Here is a 21843-nt window from a genome sequence, read left to right on the forward strand (position 1 = left end):
GTCAGCGCGCCGGGGTGGTAGGTGAACTCAGCTACCCGGAGCGCTTGGCGATAATGATCACGGCGTGGTGTGCCACGCCAGCATCCTGACACAGCGGACGCGCCCGTACCAACTCGCGGGCCCCTTCTCCCGGATGCTGAGAGCGTCACCGAGCTGACCGCCGGACTCCGCCACGACCACCCGATGCTCGCGAAGCTGGTGCGCGCGCTGGTTCGGTAAAGAGATGGCAACCCACCGACCCGCTCAGGCGTGGTTCTGGTGACGAAGAAGCTCCCTTGGTAAAGGGGCGGTCAAGATCAGCAAATCGGCTGGTGCAATCATGCTTGCTTTGTAGAAACCGCTCCCCTTGTCCCCGCCGGAGAGGATTCGCGCGTCGATGGCCGCCACGGTCGAGATGGTCCCCGAGGCTCAACAGCCCGTCGTGGCCCGCAAGTTCCGGCCTGAACTGCAGGGTCTGCGGGCGCTCGCCGCGCTGCTGGTCGTCGTCTACCACGTCTGGCTCGGCCGGATCTCCGGCGGCGTGGACGTGTTCTTCCTGATCTCCGGCTTCCTCATCACCGGGCAGCTCTACCGGGCCGAGAAGCGCGGCAAGCTCGAATTCCGGCCGATGTGGGGCCGGATGATCAAGCGGCTCTTCCCCGCCGGGCTCACCGTGCTGCTCGCGGTGATCGTGGCCAGCGTCGTGCTGCTGCCCGAGTACCGCTGGTTCCAGACCATCCGCGAGGTCGTCGCGGCGTCGGTCTACGCGGAGAACTGGCAGCTCGCGTCCGACTCGGTCGACTACTTCGCCCAGCACAACACCGCCAGCCTGGTCCAGCACTACTGGTCGCTGTCCATCCAGGGCCAGTTCTACGTGGTCTGGCCGCTGCTGGTCGCGGTGGTCGCGTTCATCGCCGCCCGCGCCAAGTTCGACCTCTGGTGGTCGCTGCTGGTCACGATGATCGTGGCGTTCGTCGGCTCGATCGCCTTCTCGATCTACCTGACCACCGTGAACCAGCCGCTCGCCTACTTCCACTCCGGCACCCGGATCTGGGAGTTCGCGCTCGGCGGTGTGCTCGTCCTCGTCATCGACCGCGTGGTGCTGCCCAAGGCGGTCGCACTGGTCCTGGGCTGGATCGGCGTCATCGCCGTCGCGATCTGCGGGCTGGTACTGCGTGTCGGCAGCGAGTTCCCCGGTTTCCTCGCGCTCTGGCCGACGGTGGGCGCCGCGCTGGTGATCGCGGCGGGCGCGACCGGCAGCGTGTTCGGCGCCGACCGGTGGCTCTCCAGCCGCCCGCTGGTCTACCTGGGCAACCTCAGCTTCTCGCTCTACCTGTGGCACTGGCCCGTGCTGCTGCTCTACATGGTCGCCCGCGACCGCCCGAGCGTCGGCCTGCTCGGCGGCGCGTTCGTGATCGGCCTCTCGCTGGCGCTGGCCGCGGCCACCTACCACTTCGTCGAGGAGCCGGTGCGCCGCTCGTCCATCGGCACCGTGCGCCCGTGGGGTGCCTACCGCTTCGGCGTGCTCGCGCTGGTCGTCCTGCTCACCGCCGCCGGCGGGTGGCAGTACTACGGCAAGCAGCAGGAGTCGAAGTACGCGCTCACCGCGGACGACCCGCGCCACCCCGGCGCGCAGGCGTTGAAGAACGGCAAGCTGCTCAGCACGCCGACCAACGTCCCGCTGGCGCCCGCGATGGTCTCGCTCAACGACGACTGGATCGCCAGCGACTCGGCCACGTGCGCGACCTCGTCGCGCAACAAGGAAATGCTGATCTGCCCGACGAAGGAACCGGCGCCGGTCAAGCGGATCGTGCTGGTGGGCGACTCGCACGCCGAGCAGTACCTGGGCGCGCTGCGGCCGTACGCGGAAAAGCAGCACTGGCAGGTGTTCTCGATCCTCAAGGGTGGCTGCCCGTTCTCGCTCACCGCGACGCCGCCGGCCACGCCGAACTGGTGCCAGCGGTGGAACCTCGACGCCACCGCCGAAATCCTCGCGTTGCAGCCGGACGCGGTGGTCACCGTCGGCAGCGCGGAGGTGCGGCCGGGGCTGACCGAGAAGGTCCCCAGCACCTACGTCGAGGGCTGGCGACAGCTCAGCGCCGCCGGCATCCCGGTGGTCGCGTTGCGGGACAACCCGCGCTTCGAGAAGTCACCGGTACCGTGCCTGCGCTCCAAGGGCCCCGCGGCCAAGGAGTGCGCGACGCCGAGGGACCAGCTCTACCGCGATGAACTGCCGTTCGAGCCAGGGGTGAAGTTGCCGGAGGACGTGCACTTCATCGACACCGCCGAGTACTTCTGCACCGAGACGACGTGCCCGCCGGTGATCGGCAACGTGATCGTCTACATGGACGACAACCACATCAGCGGCACCTACATGAGCACGATGGCGACGCCGCTCGGGAACGACATCACCGAGGCCCTGGGCTGGAAGACCGCCAAGTAACGTCCACTGTGGACCGGCCCTGAATGGCCCATTCGGGGCGTTGGGTGTCTCGAATGGGCCATTCAGGGCTTGCGGGGAGCTCAGTGGTGGGTTGGTCTCGCTGGTGGTCAGCCTGCCTCTGTCGAGCAGGTGGTGCGGGGACGGCAACGGCCCCGCACCGTCCATTGCAGACAGTGCGGAGCTGGTTGCGGTCGTTACGCCGTACGGGCGCCCGAGGACACCAGCGCGGCCAAGCGGTCACCGATCGCGTGGGTGCCACCGGGCTGGTTGTGGTCGCGGGTCGCCAGGTCGAAGGCCACCGAGGCCTCGATGCGGCGCGCGGCTTCCTGCTGCCCCAAGTGGTCGAGCATCATCGACACCGACAGCACCGCGGCCGTCGGGTCGGCGATGCCCTGACCGGCGATGTCCGGCGCGCTGCCGTGCACGGGCTCGAACATGCTCGGGTTGCGGCGCGTGATGTCCAGGTTGCCGCTGGCCGCGAGGCCGATCCCACCGGTCACCGCGGCCGCCAGGTCGGTGAGGATGTCGCCGAAGAGGTTGTCGGTGACGATCACGTCGTAGCGGGCCGGGTCGGTCACCATGTGGATCGTGGTGGAGTCCACATGCTGGTACGCGACCGTCACGTCCGGGTGCTGCAGCGAGATCTCCTCGACCACCCGCGACCACAGCGAACCGGCGTGGGTGAGCACGTTCGTCTTGTGCACCAACGTGAGGTGCTTGCGCGGGCGCGCCGCGGCCCGGCCGAACGCGTCGCGCACGACCCGTTCCACGCCGAACGACGTGTTGACGCTGACCTCCGTGGCCACCTCGTGCGGGCTGTCCTTGCGCAACAGGCCACCGTTGCCCGCGTACAGGCCCTCGGTGCCCTCGCGCACCACGACCATGTCGATGTCGCCCGGCTCCGCCAGCGGGCTCTTCACGCCCGGGTACAGCCGCGCCGGCCGCAGGTTCACGTGGTGGTCGAGCTCGAAGCGCAGCCGCAGCAGCAGCCCGCGCTCCAGGATGCCGCTGGGCACCGACGGGTCACCGACCGCGCCGAGCAGGATCGCGTCGTGCTCGCGCAGCTCACCGAGCACCGACTCGGGCAGCAACTCGCCGGTCGAGTGCCAGCGGGCGGCGCCGAGGTCGTATCGGGTGATCTCCGCCGACGGCACGACCTCGCCGAGCACCTTGAGCGCTTCGGCGATCACTTCCGGCCCGATCCCATCTCCTGGGATCACCGCGAGCCGCATGCACACCTCCTGGGTAATCGGCCCAGACCTCAGGGCCTCGCAGTCGTCGAAAGGCTACCCGTCGTCTGACGATCCGCCGTAGCGCGGCCACTCCTCCGGGTGCACTTTGGGGTGGCACGCCATCCGTCTGGGTGTACCTCACGGTAACGCGAAGGGCCCGCCGGAAACCCGGCGGGCCCTTCACTTCCAACAATTCCCGCCTAGCGGGCGCCGCCCGCGGTCACCACGAGAGCACGCGGCTTCTTGTGGTGGCCCGGCTTGGTCTGGCTGCCCGGCTTGGCCCCGGCCACCTTGATCACGTCGGCGCGGTGGCCGCTCGCGTTGTGGTGTTCGATCGCCAGCAGGCCGAGCGCGCCGTCCTTGTCCAGCGACGCCTGGTTCCGGTTCACCACAAGGGCGGTACCCGGCTGCGCCACATAGGACAGTGCGGGGTCGCCGCCGCCCTGCACCCACAGGCCGGGGGCGAGGACGTCGAACGACGCGGTGCCGTCCATCTGGTCGATGTTGCCGTTGTCGTTGCCCGGCGCCACGTAGTAGCCGGCGGTGCCGACGGTGTACGTGATCCGAGCGGACGCGGCGCTGGGGTCGATGCCCAGCGTCGAGATCGCCACCGGCAGCACGGCCACGTTGGTGTCGAAGACGTTGGCGTCCACGTCACCCAGCAACCCGTTGAGGGCCTCGAGGTCCACGGTGTCACCCGTCTTCAGGTCCACCGTGGCGGCCACCAGCACGTCGGTGCCGGTCAGCTTGGTCACGTAGGTCTCGAAGTCGGGGTTGTTGTCACCGGTGACGTCGAAGTCGACGTACGGGATGGTGTTGCTGCCGAGGTTGTACCAGTCACCCCAGGTCGCGATGCCGAACGCCAGCAACGCGTTCTCGGGGTGGCCCTGCGCCTTGGCCAGCGGCGCGGTCGAGGCGACACCGACGTAACGGAGGTCGCCGCCCTTGGCCGTGTCGTTGATGGTGCAGTTCGACGTGGTCCTCTTGGTGCACTTCGGCAGCTTCGGCGAGGACGCCTGCAGCTCCATCACGCTGACCAGCGACTGGTAGCGCTGGTCGCCGCTGCCCTGGTTCAGACCACGGCCGCCCAGGTTCAGCACGGTCTGCGTGTCGTTGCCGCGGAACTTGATGCCGTCCGGCGTGGTGACCGCGGCGACGGGCTTGGGCGCCGAGTACACCGGCACCCGCAGCCCGACCGTGGCACCGGCCGTCGGGGTCAGCTTGACCAGGCCCGACGCGTCGGCGAGGAACTGGCGGGGCAGGTCGTTCTGCAGCTTCTGCACCGTCGGGTCGGCGACCTTGCGCAGCGCGGCCGGGTCGGCGATCGACAGCGTCACCCGGACGGTGGCGATGCCGCGCGGGCTGAGCTTCACGTGGTTGGCGGACACCGTGTAGGTGACGCCGGGCAGGGTGGTGATGCCCTGGTAGGCCACGTCGTACTCGACCGGGTTGCTGCTCTTGTTGACGACCTTGATCGTCTTCGAGAGCGTCGTCGGCTTCGCGACCTCGACGGTGCCGAAGCCCACGCTCACCGCGCCCGGGTCGTCCTTGACCATGGCCAGCGTCGTGTTGTCCAGCGCCGAGAGCGCGTCGATGCGACCGGCACCCACGCGGTTCGGGGCCTCCAGCGGACCGGAGGCGTTCTCGCCGGCGTGCACGTCGCCGTCCGCGGTGTTCATGACCGCGGCCTTGACCTCTTCCGGCGTCCAGTCCGGGTGCGCCTGGCGCACCAGGGCGGTGATGCCGGTGGTGTGCGGTGCCGCCATGGACGTACCGCTGATCACCAGGGTCTGGTTGCCGCTGCCGCGCAGCGCCGAGGCGATGGTGTCACCAGGTGCGGCGACGTCGGGCTTGACCGCCGGGCCGCGCACGCCACGCGAGGTGAACGACGACGGCGTGTCGGTGATCTCCGGGGACATCGTCTTCAGCGTGGTGCGCAGGTTGCCCGCGAGGTGGACCTGCAGCGTGCCCGCGTCCAGTGCCGGACGGATCTTGGCGGTCTCGTCCCTGGTGAACTGGAACATCGGCACCTCGGCGTTGCCCGCGATGCCCGCCGAGAACTGGTTGAGCTGCGAGCTCAGCAGCACACCCTTGGCCCCTGCGGCCTGGGCGTTGTTGTCCCGGCCGGCCGAGCCGCACTTGCGGGTGGAGTCGTTGTCGTCCCACTCCAGCCAGACGAGCTTGCCGGCCACCGCTGCCTTGTCGGCGGCGTTGAACGGCTTGCAGCCGTCGAGGTTGGCCTGGTCGGACATCTTCACGACGGGCCCGGTCAGGTCCAGCGTGTCGAAGTGCGCGTAGTCCTGGCTGTACTGGCCGGCGTGCGGACCCGCGAGGTTGGCCGGGGCCTTGACCTCGGCCGCGTCACGCAGCACGTAGGCGTCACGCGTGCTGGCCACGGTCAGCGCCTCGGGGGTGCTGCCCGGCGAGCCGCCGACGTCGTAGAGGTCGTTGCCGTTGCCCGCGGAGATGACCGGCAGGACGCCGTTCTGGGTGAGCTTGCGGACGAACAGCGAGTCCGGGTCGTCCGGGGCGCCGAAGTCGCTGCCAAGCGACATGTTGACCACGTCGAGGTGGTCGGTGAAGTCGCCGTCACCGTCGGGGTCCAGGGCCCAGTCCATGGCCTGCGCCGTGAGGTTGGTCGAGCCCTCGCAGCCGAAGACCTTGATGCCGTAGAGGGTCGCCTCGGGCGCGGTGCCCGGGCCGATCCGCATGGCGTCGAGCTTGGCGGCGGTCAGGTCGCCGTAGTTGCCCGTGAAGGTGCTGCCGTCGGCGTTGACGCCGTAGCCGCCGATGGTGCCCGACACGTGCGTGCCGTGCTCACCGCAGGCCAGCGGGTTCGGGTCCGGGTGCGGCACCAGCTTGGCCGGGTCGTCGCTCGCGGCGTCGTAGTCGTTGCCCGCGAGGTCCGTGCCGCCCGCGACCTTCTCGGTCGGGAAGTACGACGGGTCGACCTTGGTCGGGTCGATCGCGGTGTACGCGGCGGGCGTGCCGGGACCACCGAAGTCCGCGTGGGTGTAGTCGATGCCGTCGTCGATGACACCGATCCGCACGCCCTCGCCGTAGCGGTGGGTCTGCTGCCAGGTGTTCAGCGTCTTGGTCAGCTGAACGGCGCTGGAGTTGGAGCGGGTCTTCGGGACCACGGTGCGCACCGAGGCGACCTGCGGCAGCGACGCGAGCGCGCGCACGTGCGCCGCGTCGGCCTGCACGACGACGCCGGGAACGGCGTTGGACGTCTGGTACAGCACCTTGGTGTTCGGGTCGCTCGAGCGCAGCTTGCCGACGACCGCGCTGGACGTGCTGGCCACGTCCTGCTTGGCGCGCTTCGCCGCGGCCTTCGCCTGCGCCTTGCCCTTGCTCTTCTCCGCGTTGAACGCGTCGACGGCGGGCTGGCTGGTGAACTGGACGAACGCCGTGACCTTGCCGCGCGCGGCCGCGAGGCTGGGCGAGACCTTGCCCGCCAGCTTCGCGGTGTTCAGCTTCGCGGGGCTCACTCCCGCGGCCAGGTCGGACTGGTCACCGCTGGCGCTGCCCACCCCGACGAGCACGCCGGCACCGAGCACACCGACGCCGAGCAGCGCGATGGACGATCTCTTCGCCCACCCAGGTATGCGAATACGACTCACTTGATGTGACCCTCACCCGAGGCTGGCCTGAAACCGCTGGCGGCGGCTACCGATCGCCCCCGCTGACCGATGCCGACAAACGCCCGATGCCGCGCCCTCCACGGCATCCGGTGCTGCCTCGTCTTGGGCAACTTAAACCGTGGATGGGTGTCCGACCCAATACTTTCGTAGGGTCGTTCGGTCACGGTCCAATCACGACGTACCGCACAAGACGGTTATTCGAAGTGGATCGCCCGCACGGTCCGCGCGCCCACCGCCGCACCGATCGAGTCGAGCACGGAAGCGTCCACGGCGCGGTCGACGCGCAGCAGCATCATCGCGTCCGAACCGTCCTGGGTCTGGCTGATCTGCGCGGCGTCGATGTTGATGCCGGCCTCGCCGAGCAGGGTGCCGACGGTGCCCATGACGCCCGGCTTCTCCGGGTACTCCAACAGCAACGCGATGCCCTCGGCGCGCAGGTCGAAGTGCCTTCCGTTGACCTCCACCAACTTCTGCACCTGGTCGAGCCCCGACAGCGTGCCGCTGACCGTGGTGATCGTGCCGTCGGCGTGCCCGGCGCGCAGGGTGAGCAGGCTGCGGTGGCTGACGCTCTCGGGCTCGGTGACCACGTCGACGGCGACGCCGAGCTCCTCGGCCAGGCGCGGCGCGTTGACGAACGTGACCTGGTCTTCCACCACAGCCGCGAAAGCACCGCGCATGGCCGCCAGCGGCAGCACCGAAACGTCCTCTGCGGACAGTTCGCCGCGCACCTCGACGGTCAGCGACGACGGGGCCTTGGTGCCGAACGCGGCCAGCACGACGCCGAGCTTGTGCGCGAGCGGCAGGAACGGCCGGACTTCCTCGCTCACGGCGCCGCCGGAAGCGACGTTCACCGCGTCGGGAACGAATTCGCCGCGCAGGGCCAGCTGAACCGAACGGGCAACGTCGGTGCCCGCGCGGTCCTGCGCCTCCGCGGTGGACGCGCCGAGGTGCGGGGTGACGACGACGTTGGGCAGCTCGAAGAGCGGGCTCGCGGTGGTCGGCTCGGTGACGAACACGTCGATGCCGGCGCCGCCGACGTGCCCGGAGCGGATGGCGTCGGCGAGCGCGTCCTCGTCGATCAGGCCGCCGCGGGCGGCGTTGACGATGATCACGCCCGGCTTGGTCTGCTTGAGCTGTTCGGCGCCGATGAGACCCTTGGTCTCCGCGGTCTTGGGCAGGTGCACGGAGATGATGTCGGCGCGGCGCAGCAGCTCGTCGAGGCTCAGCAGCTCGATGCCCAGCTGGGCGGCCCGCGCGGCCGAGACGTACGGGTCGTAGGCGACGATCTTGGTGTTGAACGCGGCGAGGCGCTGGGCGAAGAGCTGGCCGATCTTGCCGAGCCCGACGACGCCGACCGTCTTGTGCTGGATCTCCACGCCGCCGAACGAGCTGCGCTTCCACTCGCCGCCGCGCAGGCTCTGGTCGGCCGCCGGCACCCGGCGGGCGACGGCGAGCAGCAGCGCGACCGCGTGCTCGGCCGCGCTCACGATGTTGGACGTGGGGGCGTTGACCACGAGCACCCCGCGCTCGGTCGCGGCGGGCACCTCGACGTTGTCCAGCCCGACGCCCGCGCGCGCGACGACCTTCAACCGGTCGGAGGCGGCGAAGACCTCGGCGTCGACCTTGGTGGCCGAGCGGACCAGGAGCGCGTCGGCACCCGCGACCGCGGCGAGCAGCGCCGGGCGATCGGTGCCGTCGACCTGACGGACCTCGAACTCGTCGCCGAACACGTCCAGGGTGGACGGCGCGAGCTTCTCGGCGATGAGGACGACAGGGCGGCTGGCAGTGGTCACGACGGAAACTCCCAAAGCTGTGGGTGGTGGAGTTCGGTTACGACGCTGTAACCAGTTGGCCGCAGTCTAGTCGTCGTCCCGGTCCCGACCCGAGTGCCGGTGGCCGACCCCACACGATCGGGGCAGCGAATCCCACCGGTCGGAACGATTCAGCCGATCACCAGGGCTCGTCGAACTCCCCCGCCTTGGCCCCGGCGACGAACGCATCCCACTCGGATTCGGTGAACACGAGCACCGTGTCGTCCGGCCCGGTGAACTTGGAGTTGCGCATCGCGATGTAGGTCTTGCCATCGGTGTGCTCGACGAAGGCGATCTCCACGTACTCGCCCTCGGGATCGGCGTCGGGCTCGGCCGCCCGCTGCCACTCGGCCCCGGTCAGGTCCAGGTTGCCGCGCACGTGCGCTTTGTCGTCGTAGATCGGCGCGCTGTCAGCCATCGTTGGAACATCCCCTGTTCGATCGTGTGACGGAAGGTATACCGCACGCCACTGACCGTGCATCACCCGCGCGCGGGGTCCGCTCTCGCGACGCGGTGAGCCCGTTCGAGTGACTCCAGTCCAGTTTGACGCCTACCGCCCTGGTCTCCTGACTTACGTTCGGTCGCGCATCGACCACTTGGGGGGAACGTGTCCGACGCGCGAGGCCATTCGGAGATGAGAAGGCCCAGGGCCAAGCGCTTGATCATCTCGTTCGTTTTGGTGACGGCATTGTGCGGGTGCACTACGTCGACCGGCGGCGAGCCGGTGCCGCTGGAGACGCCGCCGCCCGTGCCACACCCGCTCGACATCGCCAGTCATTCCTTCCAGAGCGCGGTCATCGACGGGTACCCCGCCATCTTCGACAAGGCGCCCGCCGTGAGTGAGCGTCGGAACTCCGGCTGCCAGGTGATGATCGCCACCGCCACCAAGCAAAGCTTCCAGTTGCGGTACGACAACCTGGAGACCGCCGACATGGCTGCCTCCTGCCGGCTGGTCACGGAGCTGGCCGATCGCGTCTTGCGGCGGTTGGGCGGCTGACGGTTATCCTGGCGGCGCGCGGCCGGGGCCGCGTCCGGTCCGCGGACAGGGCAGTGCCCACCCCGATCGCCCCACCCGAACACACGCCCACCTTCTTTCCGGGCCCGAGCAGGCGGACACCGGGCAATGCGGGAGGGAGGCCTCAGTGGACCTCGGACAGTTGCGCAAACAGGCCAAAGAGCGGGTCCGCGCGACGCCGTCGCTCAAGCTCGCCGATGCCCAGCACGCGATTGCGCGTGAACACGGGTTTCCCAGTTGGCCCCGGCTCAAGGCCTACGTGGAGCGAAGCGGTGTGCAGCAACCGTTCCGCGGCGATCTCGACTACTACGCCGAGCGCGCCTACGGGCTGCTCGCGTCCGCGCAGGACGGAACGCCTTCGGCCGTCGCCGAGTTCACCCGGCTGGGGCAACCCTTGTCCCGGGCGGGAGCGCGCGCGGTCGTGGCGCGGCGGCACGGGTTCAGCGGCTGGCAGGCGCTCGCACACCACCTGCGTGGACTGGACGCCGAGCCGTTCGCGCGGGCGTTCCGGTTGATCGAAGCGCGGGACGTCGAGGGGCTGGCGGCCCACCTCGACCGGTTCCCGGAGTTGGTGTCACGCAAGGGAACCAACGGCAACGACCTGCTTGGCCTGGCTGCAAGCACCTGCGACGAACGGCTGGTCCGGATCGTCCTGGAGCGGGGTGCGGACCCGGCCGCGGCCAACGCGCACGGCTGGACGGCGCTGCACCAGGCCGGGTACTCGAACCTGCCGTGGATGGCGCGGCTGCTGCTCGACGCGGGTGCACCGCCGGACGTCCACGGCCGCGGCGACGGCGGCACTCCCCTTGTGGTCGCGTTGTTCTGGGGGCACCGCGAGGTGGCGGCGGTGCTGGCCGAGCGGTCCCTCGCGCCGGGGAACCTGCGGGTGGCGGCGGGGCTCGATCGGGTGGATCTGTTGCCGACGGCCACCGCGGACCATCGTGGGTTCTACCGACCGCACAGCGGTTTCCCGGCTTGGACGCCCGGCGACTCCGTTCAAGAGGCCCGCGACGAGGCGCTGGCTTGGGCCGCGCGCAACGGCGCCACGCAAGCGATGGACTGGCTGGTGCGGCACGGAGCGCGGCCCAACGCGGACGTCTACCGCGGGACGCCGTTGATCTGGGCGGCCTGCCGCGCCCGGGACGAGGCCGTCCGGTGGCTGCTGGACCACGGCGCGGACGTGAACCAGCGGGCGACCTTCGGTGGCCCGCAACACGGGCAAGGCGTGACGGCCCTGCACATGGCGGCCGAGAGCGACCACCGGAGCACGGTGGAGATCCTGTTGGCGGCCGGCGCCGACCGGACCCTGACCGACGACCTCTACAACGCCACCCCGGGCGGCTGGGCCGAGTTCAACGGCCACCCCGAACTGGCGCACCTGCTGTCCTGATCACGCCCGCCACCCGGGCGTGTCCCTCCTTCCAACCCCGCGTGTCCCTCCTTCCGACCCCGCGTGTCCCCCGCTCCGACCCCGCGTGTCCCCACTCCGGCTGCCGACGCAACGGCGGGAACGAGGGACACACCCAGCCGGAAGAAGGGACACACCCGGCGGGAAGAGGGGACACACCCCGCCCGAATGTGGGACACACCCTGCCGGAATGTGGGACACACCCTGCCGGAATGTGGGACACGCCGGGGACGGCGACGAGCCCCGCGCGCGAGGGCTGCGCGGGGCTCGTCCTTCCCGGTGGTCTGTCAGGCCGTGTCGGTCAGCGGGCGGTCCACCCACGACATCAGGCCACGCAGCTTCTTGCCGACCTCTTCGATCGGGTGCTGCTCGCCCTGCTCCTCCAGCTTGGTGAAGTTCGGCCGCCCGGCCTCGTCCTCGCCGACCCACTCGCGGGCGAACGTGCCGTCCTGGATCTCGCCGAGGATCTTCTGCATCTCCTGCTTGACCGCCGGGCTGATCACCCGAGGGCCGCGGGTGAGGTCGCCGTACTCCGCCGTGTCCGACACGGAGTAGCGCATGCGGGCGATGCCGCCCTCGTACATGAGGTCGACGATCAGCTTGAGCTCGTGCAGCACCTCGAAGTAGGCGATCTCGGGCGCGTACCCGGCCTCGGTCAGCACCTCGAACCCGGTCTGCACCAACGCCGACGCGCCACCGCACAGCACCGCCTGCTCGCCGAAGAGGTCCGTCTCGGTCTCTTCCTTGAACGTCGTCTTGATCACGCCGGCGCGCGCGCCGCCGATCGCCGCGGCATACGACAAGGCAAGCGCTTGCGCGCCACCGGAAGCGTCCTGCTCGACGGCGATCAGGCACGGTACGCCCTTGCCGTCGACGAACTGGCGGCGCACGAGGTGGCCCGGGCCCTTGGGCGCGACCATCGCCACGTCCACACTGGACGGAGCCTTGATCAGCTCGTAGCGGATGTTGAAGCCGTGGCCGAAGAAGATGGCGTCGCCATCCTTGAGGTTCGGCGCGATGTCGTCTTCGTAGATGGAGCGCTGCTTGGTGTCCGGCGCCAGGATCATGATCAGGTCGGCCTCGGCCGACGCCTCGGCCGGGGTGAGCACGCGCAGGCCCTGCTCCTCGGCCTTCGGCCGTGACTTGGAGCCCTCCGGGAGTCCGATGCGGACGTCCACTCCGGAATCGCGCAGGCTGAGCGCGTGCGCGTGGCCCTGGCTGCCGTAGCCGATGACGGCGACCTTCCGGCCCTGGATGATGCTCAGGTCGGCGTCGTCGTCGTAGAAGATTTCAACGGCCATGACGGATGGGTACTTCCTCTCGGGAAAAGGGGTTCTAACGAACTGTGGTGGCGGTGATGGACCGCGGGCCACGACCGATGGCCACCATGCCGGACTGGACCATCTCGCGCACGCCGTACGGCTCGAGCATGCGCAGCAACGCCTCGAGCTTGTCGGCAGTGCCGGTCGCCTCGATGGTCAACGCCTCCGGCGAGACGTCGACCACCTTGGCGCGGAACAACTGCACGGTCTCGAGCACCTGGCTGCGCACCGTCGCGTCCGCGCGCACCTTGACCAGCAACAACTCACGGCGCACCGCGGCACTCGGGTCGAGCTCCACGATCTTGATCACGTTGACGAGCTTGTTGAGCTGCTTGGTGACCTGCTCGAGCGGGAGGTCCTCGACGACGACCGAGATCGTCATGCGGGACACGTCCGGGTTCTCCGTCGGCCCCACCGCGAGCGACTCGATGTTGAAGCCACGCCGGGAGAACAGGCCGGCGACACGCGCCAGCACACCGGGCTTGTTCTCGACGAGCACCGACAGGGTGTGACTACTCACCGGAGTTCGCCTCCTCGGTGATGTTGGCCTCGGTCGACACGTCGTCCTCGTCGAACAGCGGCCGGATGCCCCGCGCGGCCATGATCTCGTCGTTGCCGGTGCCCGCGGCGACCATCGGCCACACCTGGGCGTCCTTGCCGACGACGAAGTCGATGACCACGGGCCGGTCGTTGATCTCCATGGCCCGCTGGATCGTGGCGTCCACGTCGTCCTTGTTGTCACACCGCAGGCCCGCGCAGCCCAGCGCCTCGGCGAGCAGCGTGAAGTCCGGGATGCGGTGCTTGTGCGTGCCGAGGTCGGTCTGCGAGTAGCGCTCGGCGTAGAACAGGTTCTGCCACTGCCGGACCATGCCGAGGTTGCCGTTGTTGATCACGGCGACCTTGATCGGCGCGCCTTCGATGGCACAGGTGGCGAGCTCCTGATTGGTCATCTGGAAGCAGCCGTCCCCGTCGATCGCCCACACCGGGGTGTCCGGCAGGCCGAACTTGGCGCCCATGGCGGCGGGCACCGCGAAACCCATCGTGCCGAGGCCACCGGAGTTGATCCAGGTGCCCGGCTTCTCGTAGTTGATGAACTGCGCGGCCCACATCTGGTGCTGGCCCACGCCCGCGGTGTAGACCGCGTCCGGGCCGACCAGCTTGCCGATCCGCTCGATCACGTACTGCGGCGAGAGCGTCCCGTCGGCCGGCCACTCGTACCCGGCCGGGAACGTCTTGCGCCAGCCCTCGATCTGCGCCCACCACGGCGTCAGGTCGGCCTTCGGCTTGGGCTCGGCCCGCACCGCGGCGATCAGCTCGGTGATGATCTCCCGTGCGTCCCCGACGATCGGCACGTCCGCACGCCGGTTCTTGGAGATCTCCGCCGGGTCGATGTCGGCGTGGATGACCTGCGCGTCCGGCGCGAACGACGACAGCTGGCCGGTGACCCGGTCGTCGAACCGGGCGCCGAGAGCGATCAGCAGGTCGGCTCGCTGCATGGCGCCGACGGCCGGCACGCTGCCGTGCATGCCGGGCATGCCCAGGTGCTGGCGGTGCGAGTCGGGGAACGCGCCGCGCGCCATCAGCGTGGTGACCACGGGGATGCCGGTCATCTCGGCCAGCTCCAGCAGCTCCTTCGACGCCTGCGCCTTGATCACCCCGCCGCCGACGTAGAGCACCGGGCGCCGGGCCTGCACGATCATCTTCGCCGCCTCGCGGACCTGCTTGCCGTGCGGGCGGGTGGTCGGCCGGTACCCGGGCAGCCGCAGCTCCGGCGGCCACGAGAACGCCGTGGTCTCCTGCAGCACGTCCTTCGGGATGTCCACCAGCACCGGGCCGGGTCGCCCGGTGCTCGCGATGTGGAACGCCTCGGCGATCGTGCGCGGGATGTCCGCGGGGTCGGTGACCAGGAAGTTGTGCTTGGTGATCGGCAGCGTGATGCCGCAGATGTCCGCTTCCTGGAACGCGTCGGTGCCGATCAGCGGGCGGCTCTGCTGGCCGGTGATGGCGACCACCGGAACGGAGTCCATGTTGGCGTCGGCCAGCGGCGTGACCAGGTTGGTGGCGCCGGGCCCCGACGTCGCCATGCAGACCCCGACCTTGCCGGTGGCCTGCGCGTACCCGGTCGCCGCGTGCCCCGCGCCCTGCTCGTGGCGGACCAGCACGTGGCGCACCTTCGTCGAGTCCAGCAGCGGGTCGTACGCGGGCAGGATGGTGCCGCCCGGGATGCCGAACACGACCTCGGCGCCCACCGCCTCGAGCGAGCGGACGAGCGACTGCGCGCCGGTCACCCGCACCGGGGTGCCAGTCGGTGGGGCCGGTTTCGGGCGCGGCGGCGGCGCCGGCGTCGGCGCGGGGCCGTGGGACGCGGCGACCGGGTTCGGTCGCGAGGTTGCGCTGGTCATCGGGTCAGCCTCGTTGGTCGAGTGGTCGGGGCATGAAAAAACCCTCGCCGACCGTGGGTAGGTCGCACGAGGGTCGCGCGTCGACGCGGGAAACGGACTTCCTAGGCGTCGACGCGCCTGGGAAGTACGAGACCGGTCTGTGCTGTCACGCAAGCGACGCTAGTGCGAACGCCGTAACGGAGTCAACTCTGCGGGATTGTGATCTCGGATATTGGGCAGTGCCCAATGCGCTCTCTCCGTTCGCGCGGACCGCGGCCTCTTGGCCGCCTGGCTCGCTCCGGTCGTGGCCGACCTGCACGAACCAGGCGCGGCCGCGGTCGTGGTGGTCGGCAACGAAAGACCACCCGATCGTGGGGCTGAATCGGCGCGCGGGACAATGTGGGAACCATGAGTGATCAGTACGAACGCGTCGTTTTCCGGGTTCCGGCCGTCGGCATCCTCGCCGCGTTGTTGCTCGCCGCGTGCGCGACGCCGATCGCGGTCACCTTGCGCTACGGCTGGCTCGTGTACCTCGTCCCGCTGGTCATCATCGTGTTCGTCATGCGCACGCGCACGGTCGCCGACGGCAACGGCATGGTCGCGCGCACCTTCTTCGGCCGCACCGTGGTGCCGTGGGACGCGCTCCGCTCCCTGCGCGTGCAGGAGAAATCGTGGGTCAAGGCGGTGCTCGACGGCGGCCGCGAGGTGACGCTGCCCGCCGTGCGCACCGGGTCGATCCCGCTGCTCTCCCAGGTCTCGGGCGGCATCGTGCCGGACCCGAGCGCACCCGTCGAGGATCCCGCCGCCGAGCCCGCCGAGACGTCTGCGGAAGAGGAAGCGGTCGAGGAGACCGGGAAGCCGGCCGAGAACGCGGAGTAGCCTGAACGGCACCGGCCCGCTCGAGGCACCGCGCCCACCGGCGCACGCCACCGCTACAACACACCGTTTTTCGAGCTTGGAGATAGCCGTGCCCGCGCTGCGCTCCCGAACCACGACCCACGGCCGCAACGCCGCCGGTGCCCGCGCACTGTGGCGTGCCACCGGGATGACCGATTCCGACTTCGGCAAGCCGATCGTGGCCATCGCGAACTCCTACACCCAGTTCGTGCCCGGCCACGTGCACCTGCGCGACCTCGGTGACATCGTCGCGGAGGCGATCCGGGAGGCCGGCGGGGTGCCGCGCGAGTTCCACACGATCGCCGTGGACGACGGGATCGCGATGGGCCACGGCGGGATGCTCTACTCGCTGCCCTCGCGCGAGATCATCGCCGACGCCGTGGAGTACATGGCGAACGCCCACGCGGCCGACGCGCTCGTGTGCATCTCCAACTGCGACAAGATCACCCCGGGCATGCTGAACGCGGCCATGCGGCTGAACATCCCCACGGTGTTCGTCTCCGGCGGGCCGATGGAGGCCGGGAAGGCCGTCGTGGTCGGCGGGGTCGCGCAGGCGCCGACCGACCTGATCACGGCCATCTCGGCATCGGCGAGCAACGAAGTGGACGAGGCCGGGCTGACCACCGTCGAGCAGTCCGCGTGCCCCACCTGTGGTTCCTGCTCTGGGATGTTCACCGCGAACTCCATGAACTGCCTGACCGAGGCGCTCGGGCTTGCCTTGCCGGGCAACGGTTCCACCCTCGCCACGCACGAGGCCCGGCGCGAACTCTTCGCCGGCGCCGGCCGGACCGTGATGGACCTGGCGCGCCGGTGGTACGCCGAGGACGACGAGTCCGCGCTGCCGCGTTCGATCGCGAGCAAGGAGGCGTTCGAGAACGCGATGGCGTTGGACATGGCCATGGGCGGCTCGACCAACACGGTGCTGCACATCCTCGCCGCCGCACAGGAAGGCGAGATCGACTTCACCCTCGACGACATCGACGCGATCAGCCGGCGGGTTCCGTGCCTGGCCAAGGTGTCGCCGAACTCCGACTACCACATGGAAGATGTGCACCGCGCGGGCGGGATCCCGGCCATCCTCGGGGAACTGTGGCGCGGTGGGTTGCTGAACGAAGGCGTGCGCACCGTGCACAGCCCGTCGCTGGCGCAGTGGCTGTCCGAATGGGACATCCGCGCCGACGCGCCGTCCGAGACGGCGGTCGAGCTCTTCCACGCGGCGCCGGGCGGCGTGCGGACCACGAAGGCTTTCTCGACGGCGAACCGCTGGTCGTCACTGGACAAGGACGCGGCCGGCGGCTGCATCCGCGACGTCGCCCACGCGTACACAAAGGACGGTGGGCTCGCCGTCCTGCGCGGGAACCTCGCCGAGCGCGGCTCGGTCATCAAGGCCGCGGGCGTCGACGAAGAGCTGTGGACCTTCCAGGGCCCGGCACGGGTCGTGGAAAGCCAGGAACAAGCGGTTTCGGTGATCCTGAACAAGGAGATCCAGCCCGGGGACGTGCTCGTGGTGCGCTACGAAGGTCCCGCGGGCGGGCCGGGAATGCAGGAGATGTTGCACCCCACCGCTTTCCTCAAGGGCGCGGGCCTCGGCAAGAAGTGCGCGCTGATCACCGACGGCCGGTTCTCCGGCGGCACGTCCGGGCTCTCGGTCGGGCACATCGCGCCCGAGGCGGCCGGCGGCGGCACCATCGGCCTCGTCGAGGACGGCGACCAGATCCTCATCGACGTGCACGAGCGCCGGCTGGAACTGCTCGTGGACGACGAGGTCCTGGCCGAGCGGCGGGCCAAGATGGAGGCCAGCGAGCGGCCGTGGCAGCCGGTGGACCGCCAGCGCGTGGTGAGCAAGGCCTTGCGCGCCTACGCCCGCCTCACCACCGACGCCGCAACCGGCGCCGTCCGCGACCCCAACCTGTAAGGCGTGTCCCACGTTCCGGTCGGGTGTGTCCCCCCTTCCGACCGGGCGTGTCCCACGTTCACGCTGCGCGTGTCCCCTGTTCCGGCCGGGTGTGTTCCCTCTTCCGACGGCTTGGTTTGTGGTGCCGGTGTTTGGGTGCGGCTTGGTTTGTGGGCCGGGAGCTCAGTGGTGGGTTCGGTTTGACAGGGGGACCCCCACGGCGGCCGGCAAGCGCGGAACAAGGGGCAGGCGGTGCTGCCCTTGCTTGCCGGACAGCGTATGGCCGCCGTGCCCCGTGTAAACCGAACCCAGCGACGTCACGTTGACTTGGTCTCGCTGGTGGCGCGCTTCTGGTGCGGCTGGTCCTGCGGGAGTGGGGGACACACCCTGCTTGAACGGGGAACACGCCCGGTCGGAACAGGGGACACACCCGGCGCGAACGGGGGACACGCCCGGTCGGAACGGGGGACACACCCGACGCGGGTGTGGGACACGCCCTGAACTAGTCGGGGATGTGGGTGGTTAGTTGGGTGGGCAGGGCGGGGGCGCCGGGGCGGTTGTCCACCTCGGTGTGCGGCACAACCGGCGGATCGTCCATGCGGATCGCGTTCACGAACGCGTCGAAGTTGCGGAGTTTCTGCTCGTCGCGCGCGAACTTCCGGTCGACCAGGCGGGACCTGACGGTCGCGGCGTCCGCGCGGACCCAGATCAACCGCACGTCACCGCCGCCGAGGTCGGCGACCATCCGCTCCCACAGCGCGGCGTCGTGCACCTGGGCGGTGAACGGCGCGGTCAGCAGCACCGGGCAGCCGTGCCTGCGGATCTCCGCCGCCGTCGCGACGAGGCCGCGGTACTCGTGCACCTTGACGTGCTCGTCGTACCAAGGGCCTTCGCGTTCACCGTGCGGGCGACCGGCCGCTTCCAGGGTGGCGGCGACGAAACCGCCGTAGACGGTGTCCTTGTCCAGCAAGGCGGGCGTCGGCCGCAGGCGGGCGAGCAACAGCTCGCACACCGTCGACTTGCCGGACCCGGGCGGCCCGCTGACCACCCAGGCCGTGCTCACCGAAGCCCGTAGTAGACGCCCGCGGCCGCACCCAGCGCGATGACAAGGAAGATCACGCCGAAGGTCGGTGCCTTGCGGTACCACGGGGTGTGCCGGTCCAGCGAGATGCGGCCGGGACCGGCGAACAGAACCGTGAAAGCCGCGGCCGCGTAGACGATTTCCAGTTCGGCACCGGCGGCGAAGAGGTTGACGTCCGCCTTGACGGCGATCGCGCACGCCATCACGCCGAGGATGGCCGCCGCGCCCGCCGGGGTGAACAGGCCGAGGCCGATCAGAACGCCGCCGAGGATCTCGCTCACGCCGTTCAGCCAGGCCAGCAGCGTCGTCTGGTCGAACCCGAAGCCGGCGAGCATCTTCTCCGTGCCGCCGATGCCGGGGCCGTTCAGCCAGCCGAACAGGTGCTGGACACCGTGCGCGACGAACAGCACCGCGAGGGTCACCCGCAGCACGAGCAGACCGAGGTCCGCACCACCGTGCCAGGCCGGGGGCTCCCGGCGGCGCGGGTCGTCGAACGGGTCGTAGTCGTCGTCCGCGTCGACGTCGTTCGACAGGCCCGGCGCCTTGATGACCTGCGTCGCGCCCTGCGTGAAGTCGTACTGGCCGAACGCCTCGTCCGCGCCGGTCATGTCGTGCGGGATCTTCGACGTCGAGCCGCCCGAGCCGCCAGGGGTGAACAGGCCGCCACTGCTGCTGGTGCTGTATCCGCCCGTCGACCCAGGGCGGTCGTCTTCGGTGCTCACCCGGGCAGGCTATTGGATAACAGCAAGTGATCTCGACTGGTTGCCCCAAACTTCTCGCTCAGTAAGCACCCGCAACCAAATTGTGCGGCCGCTCCCCCGCGACGAACCGGCGGATCTCCGCGATCGCGATCGCGTACGCGCGGTCGCGGTGGCCCCGCGTGCTCCCGGCGACGTGCGGGGTCAGCAACAACCCCGGCGCTGTCCACAGTGGATGGTCGGACGGCAGCGGTTCCGGATCGGTCACGTCCAGCGCCGCCCGCAGCCGCCCGGACTTCAGCTCGGCGAGCAACGCGTCGGTGTCCACGACGGGCCCGCGCGCCGCGTTGACCAGCACCGCACCGTCGGGCATGCGGGCGAGGAAGTCCGCGTCGACCATCCCAGTGGTCGCTTCGGTCAGCGGGACCACGAGCACCGCGGCGTCGTGTTCGGGCAGCAGCGCGGGGAGTTCGTCGGCGCCACGCACGCCTTCGCGCGCCTTCGTGGCGACCACAGTGGAGTACGCGTCGAACGCGTCCAGCCTGCGCACCAGCTCCTTGGCCAGGTCACCGGCCCCCACGATGAGAATCCGCTTGTGCCACAACGTGTCCGTGACGTGCTGGTCCCACCGCGCCTGCTTGACGTCCTCGCCGAACTGCGGCAGCTCCCGGTAGATGGCCAGCAGCGCGGCCAGGACCCACTCGGCCGTGCTGCCGCCGTGCGCGCCGCGGCCGCTGGAGAGCAGGATGCCGTCGGGCAGCCGGCCGACCCAGCTCTCGACGCCCGCGGTCAGCAGTTGCACCAGTTTGAGGTTCGGCAGCTCGGTCAGGTCGAGGCCGTTCATCGGGGTCAGGAATCCGGGGACGAGCACCTCGGCCTCGCGAGCACCCTCGGGCCACGGCTCGCCCGGGGTGTACCGCACCGGGGTGAGACCATCGACGCCGGTCAGCGCGTCGAAGCCGTACTCGTCGGGGACCAGCACTGTAGTGTTCGAGCGGATCGTCACGGATCACACAGTAAGAGGTCCGGGCCTTACCGCACACCGAGGCACGATGCACGAACACGACCTGCGTTCCGCCGACGGAACGCGCATCCGCGGTTGGCGCACGGACAACGACGGTCCGGACGTGTTGCTGTGCCCGGGCCTGGGCACGATCCCCGAGGCGTGGCCGACGCTGCTGCTGCCCGAGTCCGGTGTGCGGGTCCTGAGCTGGTACCACCGCGGCACGATGGGTTCGGCCCGACCCGCTGACGAGAGCCGCATCCGGCTCGACGACCACGTCGACGACGCGATCGCCGTGCTGGACGCCGCCGGGGTGCGGCGTTGCGTGGTGATGGGCTGGTCGGTGGGCGTGATGGTCGCGTGCGAGCTGGCCCGACGGCACCCGGATCGGGTGGCCGGGTTGCTGCTGGCCGCGGGCGTGCCCGGCGACCTCTTCGGCGCGATGCTGGCCCCGCCCGGGCTGCCCGGCGCGGTGCCCAAGTCGGTGCGCCGCGCGGTCGCGATCGGTACGACGCAGGCGTTGCGTGCGGTGTCACCGCTGGTCGACGCGGTGTTGCACCGGCTGCCGGTGAACGAGCTGACCACGCGCGTGCTGCAGCACTCCGGCTTCATGCTGCCCGGCGGCGACCCCGCCCACGTGGCGGCCGCGGTCCGCCGGTTCGTCCAGCAGGACGCGCGCTGGTACACCGCGCTCGCCCTGGCCCTGGCCGACGTCCCCGAGCCCGACCTGCGTGGCATCGGCTGCCCGGTCACGGTCCTGGCCGGGCGCTACGACATCCTCGCCGACCCGATCAGCGCGACCACCCCGTTCTCGGCGTTGCCGCAGGCCCGCACGCGGCTGCTGCCCGCGTCGCACTTCCTGCCGCTGGAAGCGCCGAGCGTGATCGTCGAGGAGCTCGAGGCGCTGATCAACCGGGTGGCCGCGGTCGAGCAGGCCCGCACGGCTGTGCGCCCGAGTCGACAGCACGGGGGTCAACGGCACGCGCAGCCGCTGGACGCGCTCATCCCGCCGGTCGAGGTGTGAGGCTGGGGCGG

At 70.1% G+C, this 21843-nt stretch carries 16 protein-coding genes; 6 read left to right on the forward strand and 10 right to left on the reverse strand.

What is annotated here, in order from left to right:
* The first annotated feature begins 376 nt into the window (after window positions 1-376).
* Window positions 377-2422 carry an acyltransferase family protein gene (locus EV186_RS21980; RefSeq protein ID WP_243754182.1) on the forward strand — a complete coding sequence of 682 codons (2046 nt, stop codon included), beginning with the start codon at window positions 377-379 and terminating at the stop codon, window positions 2420-2422.
* Between the two features lie 194 nt (window positions 2423-2616).
* On the opposite strand, the gene EV186_RS21985 is transcribed toward EV186_RS21980, so the two are convergent.
* The 4 genes from EV186_RS21985 to EV186_RS22000 form a co-directional block, all read right to left on the reverse strand.
* On the reverse strand, window positions 2617-3654 hold the full coding sequence (locus EV186_RS21985; RefSeq protein WP_133851166.1) for a 3-isopropylmalate dehydrogenase: 1038 nt from the start codon (window positions 3652-3654) through the stop codon (window positions 2617-2619).
* Between the two features lie 200 nt (window positions 3655-3854).
* The gene (locus tag EV186_RS21990) at window positions 3855-7277 is read right to left on the reverse strand and encodes a S8 family serine peptidase (RefSeq protein WP_133851167.1); all 3423 of its coding nucleotides are present in this window, start codon (window positions 7275-7277) and stop codon (window positions 3855-3857) included.
* 215 nt (window positions 7278-7492) lie between these two features.
* Window positions 7493-9091, reverse strand: a complete 1599-nt coding sequence (gene serA / locus EV186_RS21995; protein WP_133851168.1) for a phosphoglycerate dehydrogenase — start codon at window positions 9089-9091, stop codon at window positions 7493-7495.
* Window positions 9092-9248: 157 nt separating this feature from the next.
* Complete coding sequence (locus tag EV186_RS22000; RefSeq protein ID WP_133851169.1) at window positions 9249-9527, reverse strand: DUF397 domain-containing protein; 279 nt, start codon at window positions 9525-9527, stop codon at window positions 9249-9251.
* Window positions 9528-9767: 240 nt separating this feature from the next.
* Between EV186_RS22000 and EV186_RS22005 the strand changes: the two genes are divergently transcribed.
* Together EV186_RS22005 and EV186_RS22010 are read left to right on the forward strand one after the other, a co-directional pair.
* Window positions 9768-10106, forward strand: a complete 339-nt coding sequence (locus EV186_RS22005) for a hypothetical protein (RefSeq protein WP_208115716.1) — start codon at window positions 9768-9770, stop codon at window positions 10104-10106.
* Window positions 10107-10251: 145 nt separating this feature from the next.
* Window positions 10252-11514 carry an ankyrin repeat domain-containing protein gene (locus tag EV186_RS22010; protein WP_133851171.1) on the forward strand — a complete coding sequence of 421 codons (1263 nt, stop codon included), beginning with the start codon at window positions 10252-10254 and terminating at the stop codon, window positions 11512-11514.
* Window positions 11515-11819: 305 nt separating this feature from the next.
* On the opposite strand, the gene ilvC is transcribed toward EV186_RS22010, so the two are convergent.
* From ilvC to EV186_RS22025, 3 genes are read right to left on the reverse strand one after another with little or no spacing between them, the layout of a single operon-like run.
* Window positions 11820-12833: a ketol-acid reductoisomerase gene (ilvC, locus tag EV186_RS22015; protein ID WP_133851172.1), complete on the reverse strand. Its 1014-nt coding sequence runs from the start codon at window positions 12831-12833 to the stop codon at window positions 11820-11822.
* Between the two features lie 34 nt (window positions 12834-12867).
* Window positions 12868-13374: an acetolactate synthase small subunit gene (gene ilvN / locus EV186_RS22020; RefSeq protein ID WP_133851173.1), complete on the reverse strand. Its 507-nt coding sequence runs from the start codon at window positions 13372-13374 to the stop codon at window positions 12868-12870.
* The gene (locus tag EV186_RS22025) at window positions 13367-15256 is read right to left on the reverse strand and encodes an acetolactate synthase large subunit (RefSeq protein WP_133851174.1); all 1890 of its coding nucleotides are present in this window, start codon (window positions 15254-15256) and stop codon (window positions 13367-13369) included. The genes ilvN and EV186_RS22025 overlap by 8 nt, the downstream gene beginning before the upstream one ends.
* Before the next feature lie 387 nt (window positions 15257-15643).
* On the opposite strand from EV186_RS22025, the gene EV186_RS22030 reads away from it, so the two are divergent.
* Both EV186_RS22030 and ilvD read left to right on the forward strand, forming a co-directional pair.
* The gene (locus EV186_RS22030) at window positions 15644-16114 is read left to right on the forward strand and encodes a PH domain-containing protein (RefSeq protein WP_133851175.1); all 471 of its coding nucleotides are present in this window, start codon (window positions 15644-15646) and stop codon (window positions 16112-16114) included.
* 88 nt (window positions 16115-16202) lie between these two features.
* Complete coding sequence (gene ilvD, locus EV186_RS22035) at window positions 16203-18047, forward strand: dihydroxy-acid dehydratase (RefSeq protein WP_133851176.1); 1845 nt, start codon at window positions 16203-16205, stop codon at window positions 18045-18047.
* 481 nt (window positions 18048-18528) lie between these two features.
* Here ilvD and EV186_RS22040 read toward each other — a convergent pair whose 3' ends face one another.
* The 3 genes from EV186_RS22040 to EV186_RS22050 are packed head-to-tail and all read right to left on the reverse strand — an operon-like array spanning window position 18529 to window position 20811.
* Entirely contained in the window at window positions 18529-19089 is a 561-nt protein-coding gene (locus EV186_RS22040) for a P-loop nucleotide/nucleoside kinase family protein (RefSeq protein WP_133851177.1), read from the reverse strand.
* Complete coding sequence (locus tag EV186_RS22045) at window positions 19086-19829, reverse strand: DoxX family protein (protein WP_243754183.1); 744 nt, start codon at window positions 19827-19829, stop codon at window positions 19086-19088. Before EV186_RS22045 ends, EV186_RS22040 begins: the two co-directional genes overlap by 4 nt.
* 58 nt (window positions 19830-19887) lie before the next feature.
* Window positions 19888-20811, reverse strand: coding sequence for a 2-hydroxyacid dehydrogenase (locus EV186_RS22050; RefSeq protein ID WP_243754184.1), 924 nt, complete (start codon window positions 20809-20811; stop codon window positions 19888-19890).
* Between the two features lie 46 nt (window positions 20812-20857).
* Here EV186_RS22050 and EV186_RS22055 point away from each other — a divergent pair, with 46 nt between their 5' ends.
* On the forward strand, window positions 20858-21832 hold the full coding sequence (locus EV186_RS22055) for an alpha/beta fold hydrolase (RefSeq protein WP_133851178.1): 975 nt from the start codon (window positions 20858-20860) through the stop codon (window positions 21830-21832).
* Window positions 21833-21843 lie beyond the last annotated feature (11 nt).

This window comes from Labedaea rhizosphaerae (assembly GCF_004362825.1).
GTDB lineage: Bacteria > Actinomycetota > Actinomycetes > Mycobacteriales > Pseudonocardiaceae > Labedaea > Labedaea rhizosphaerae.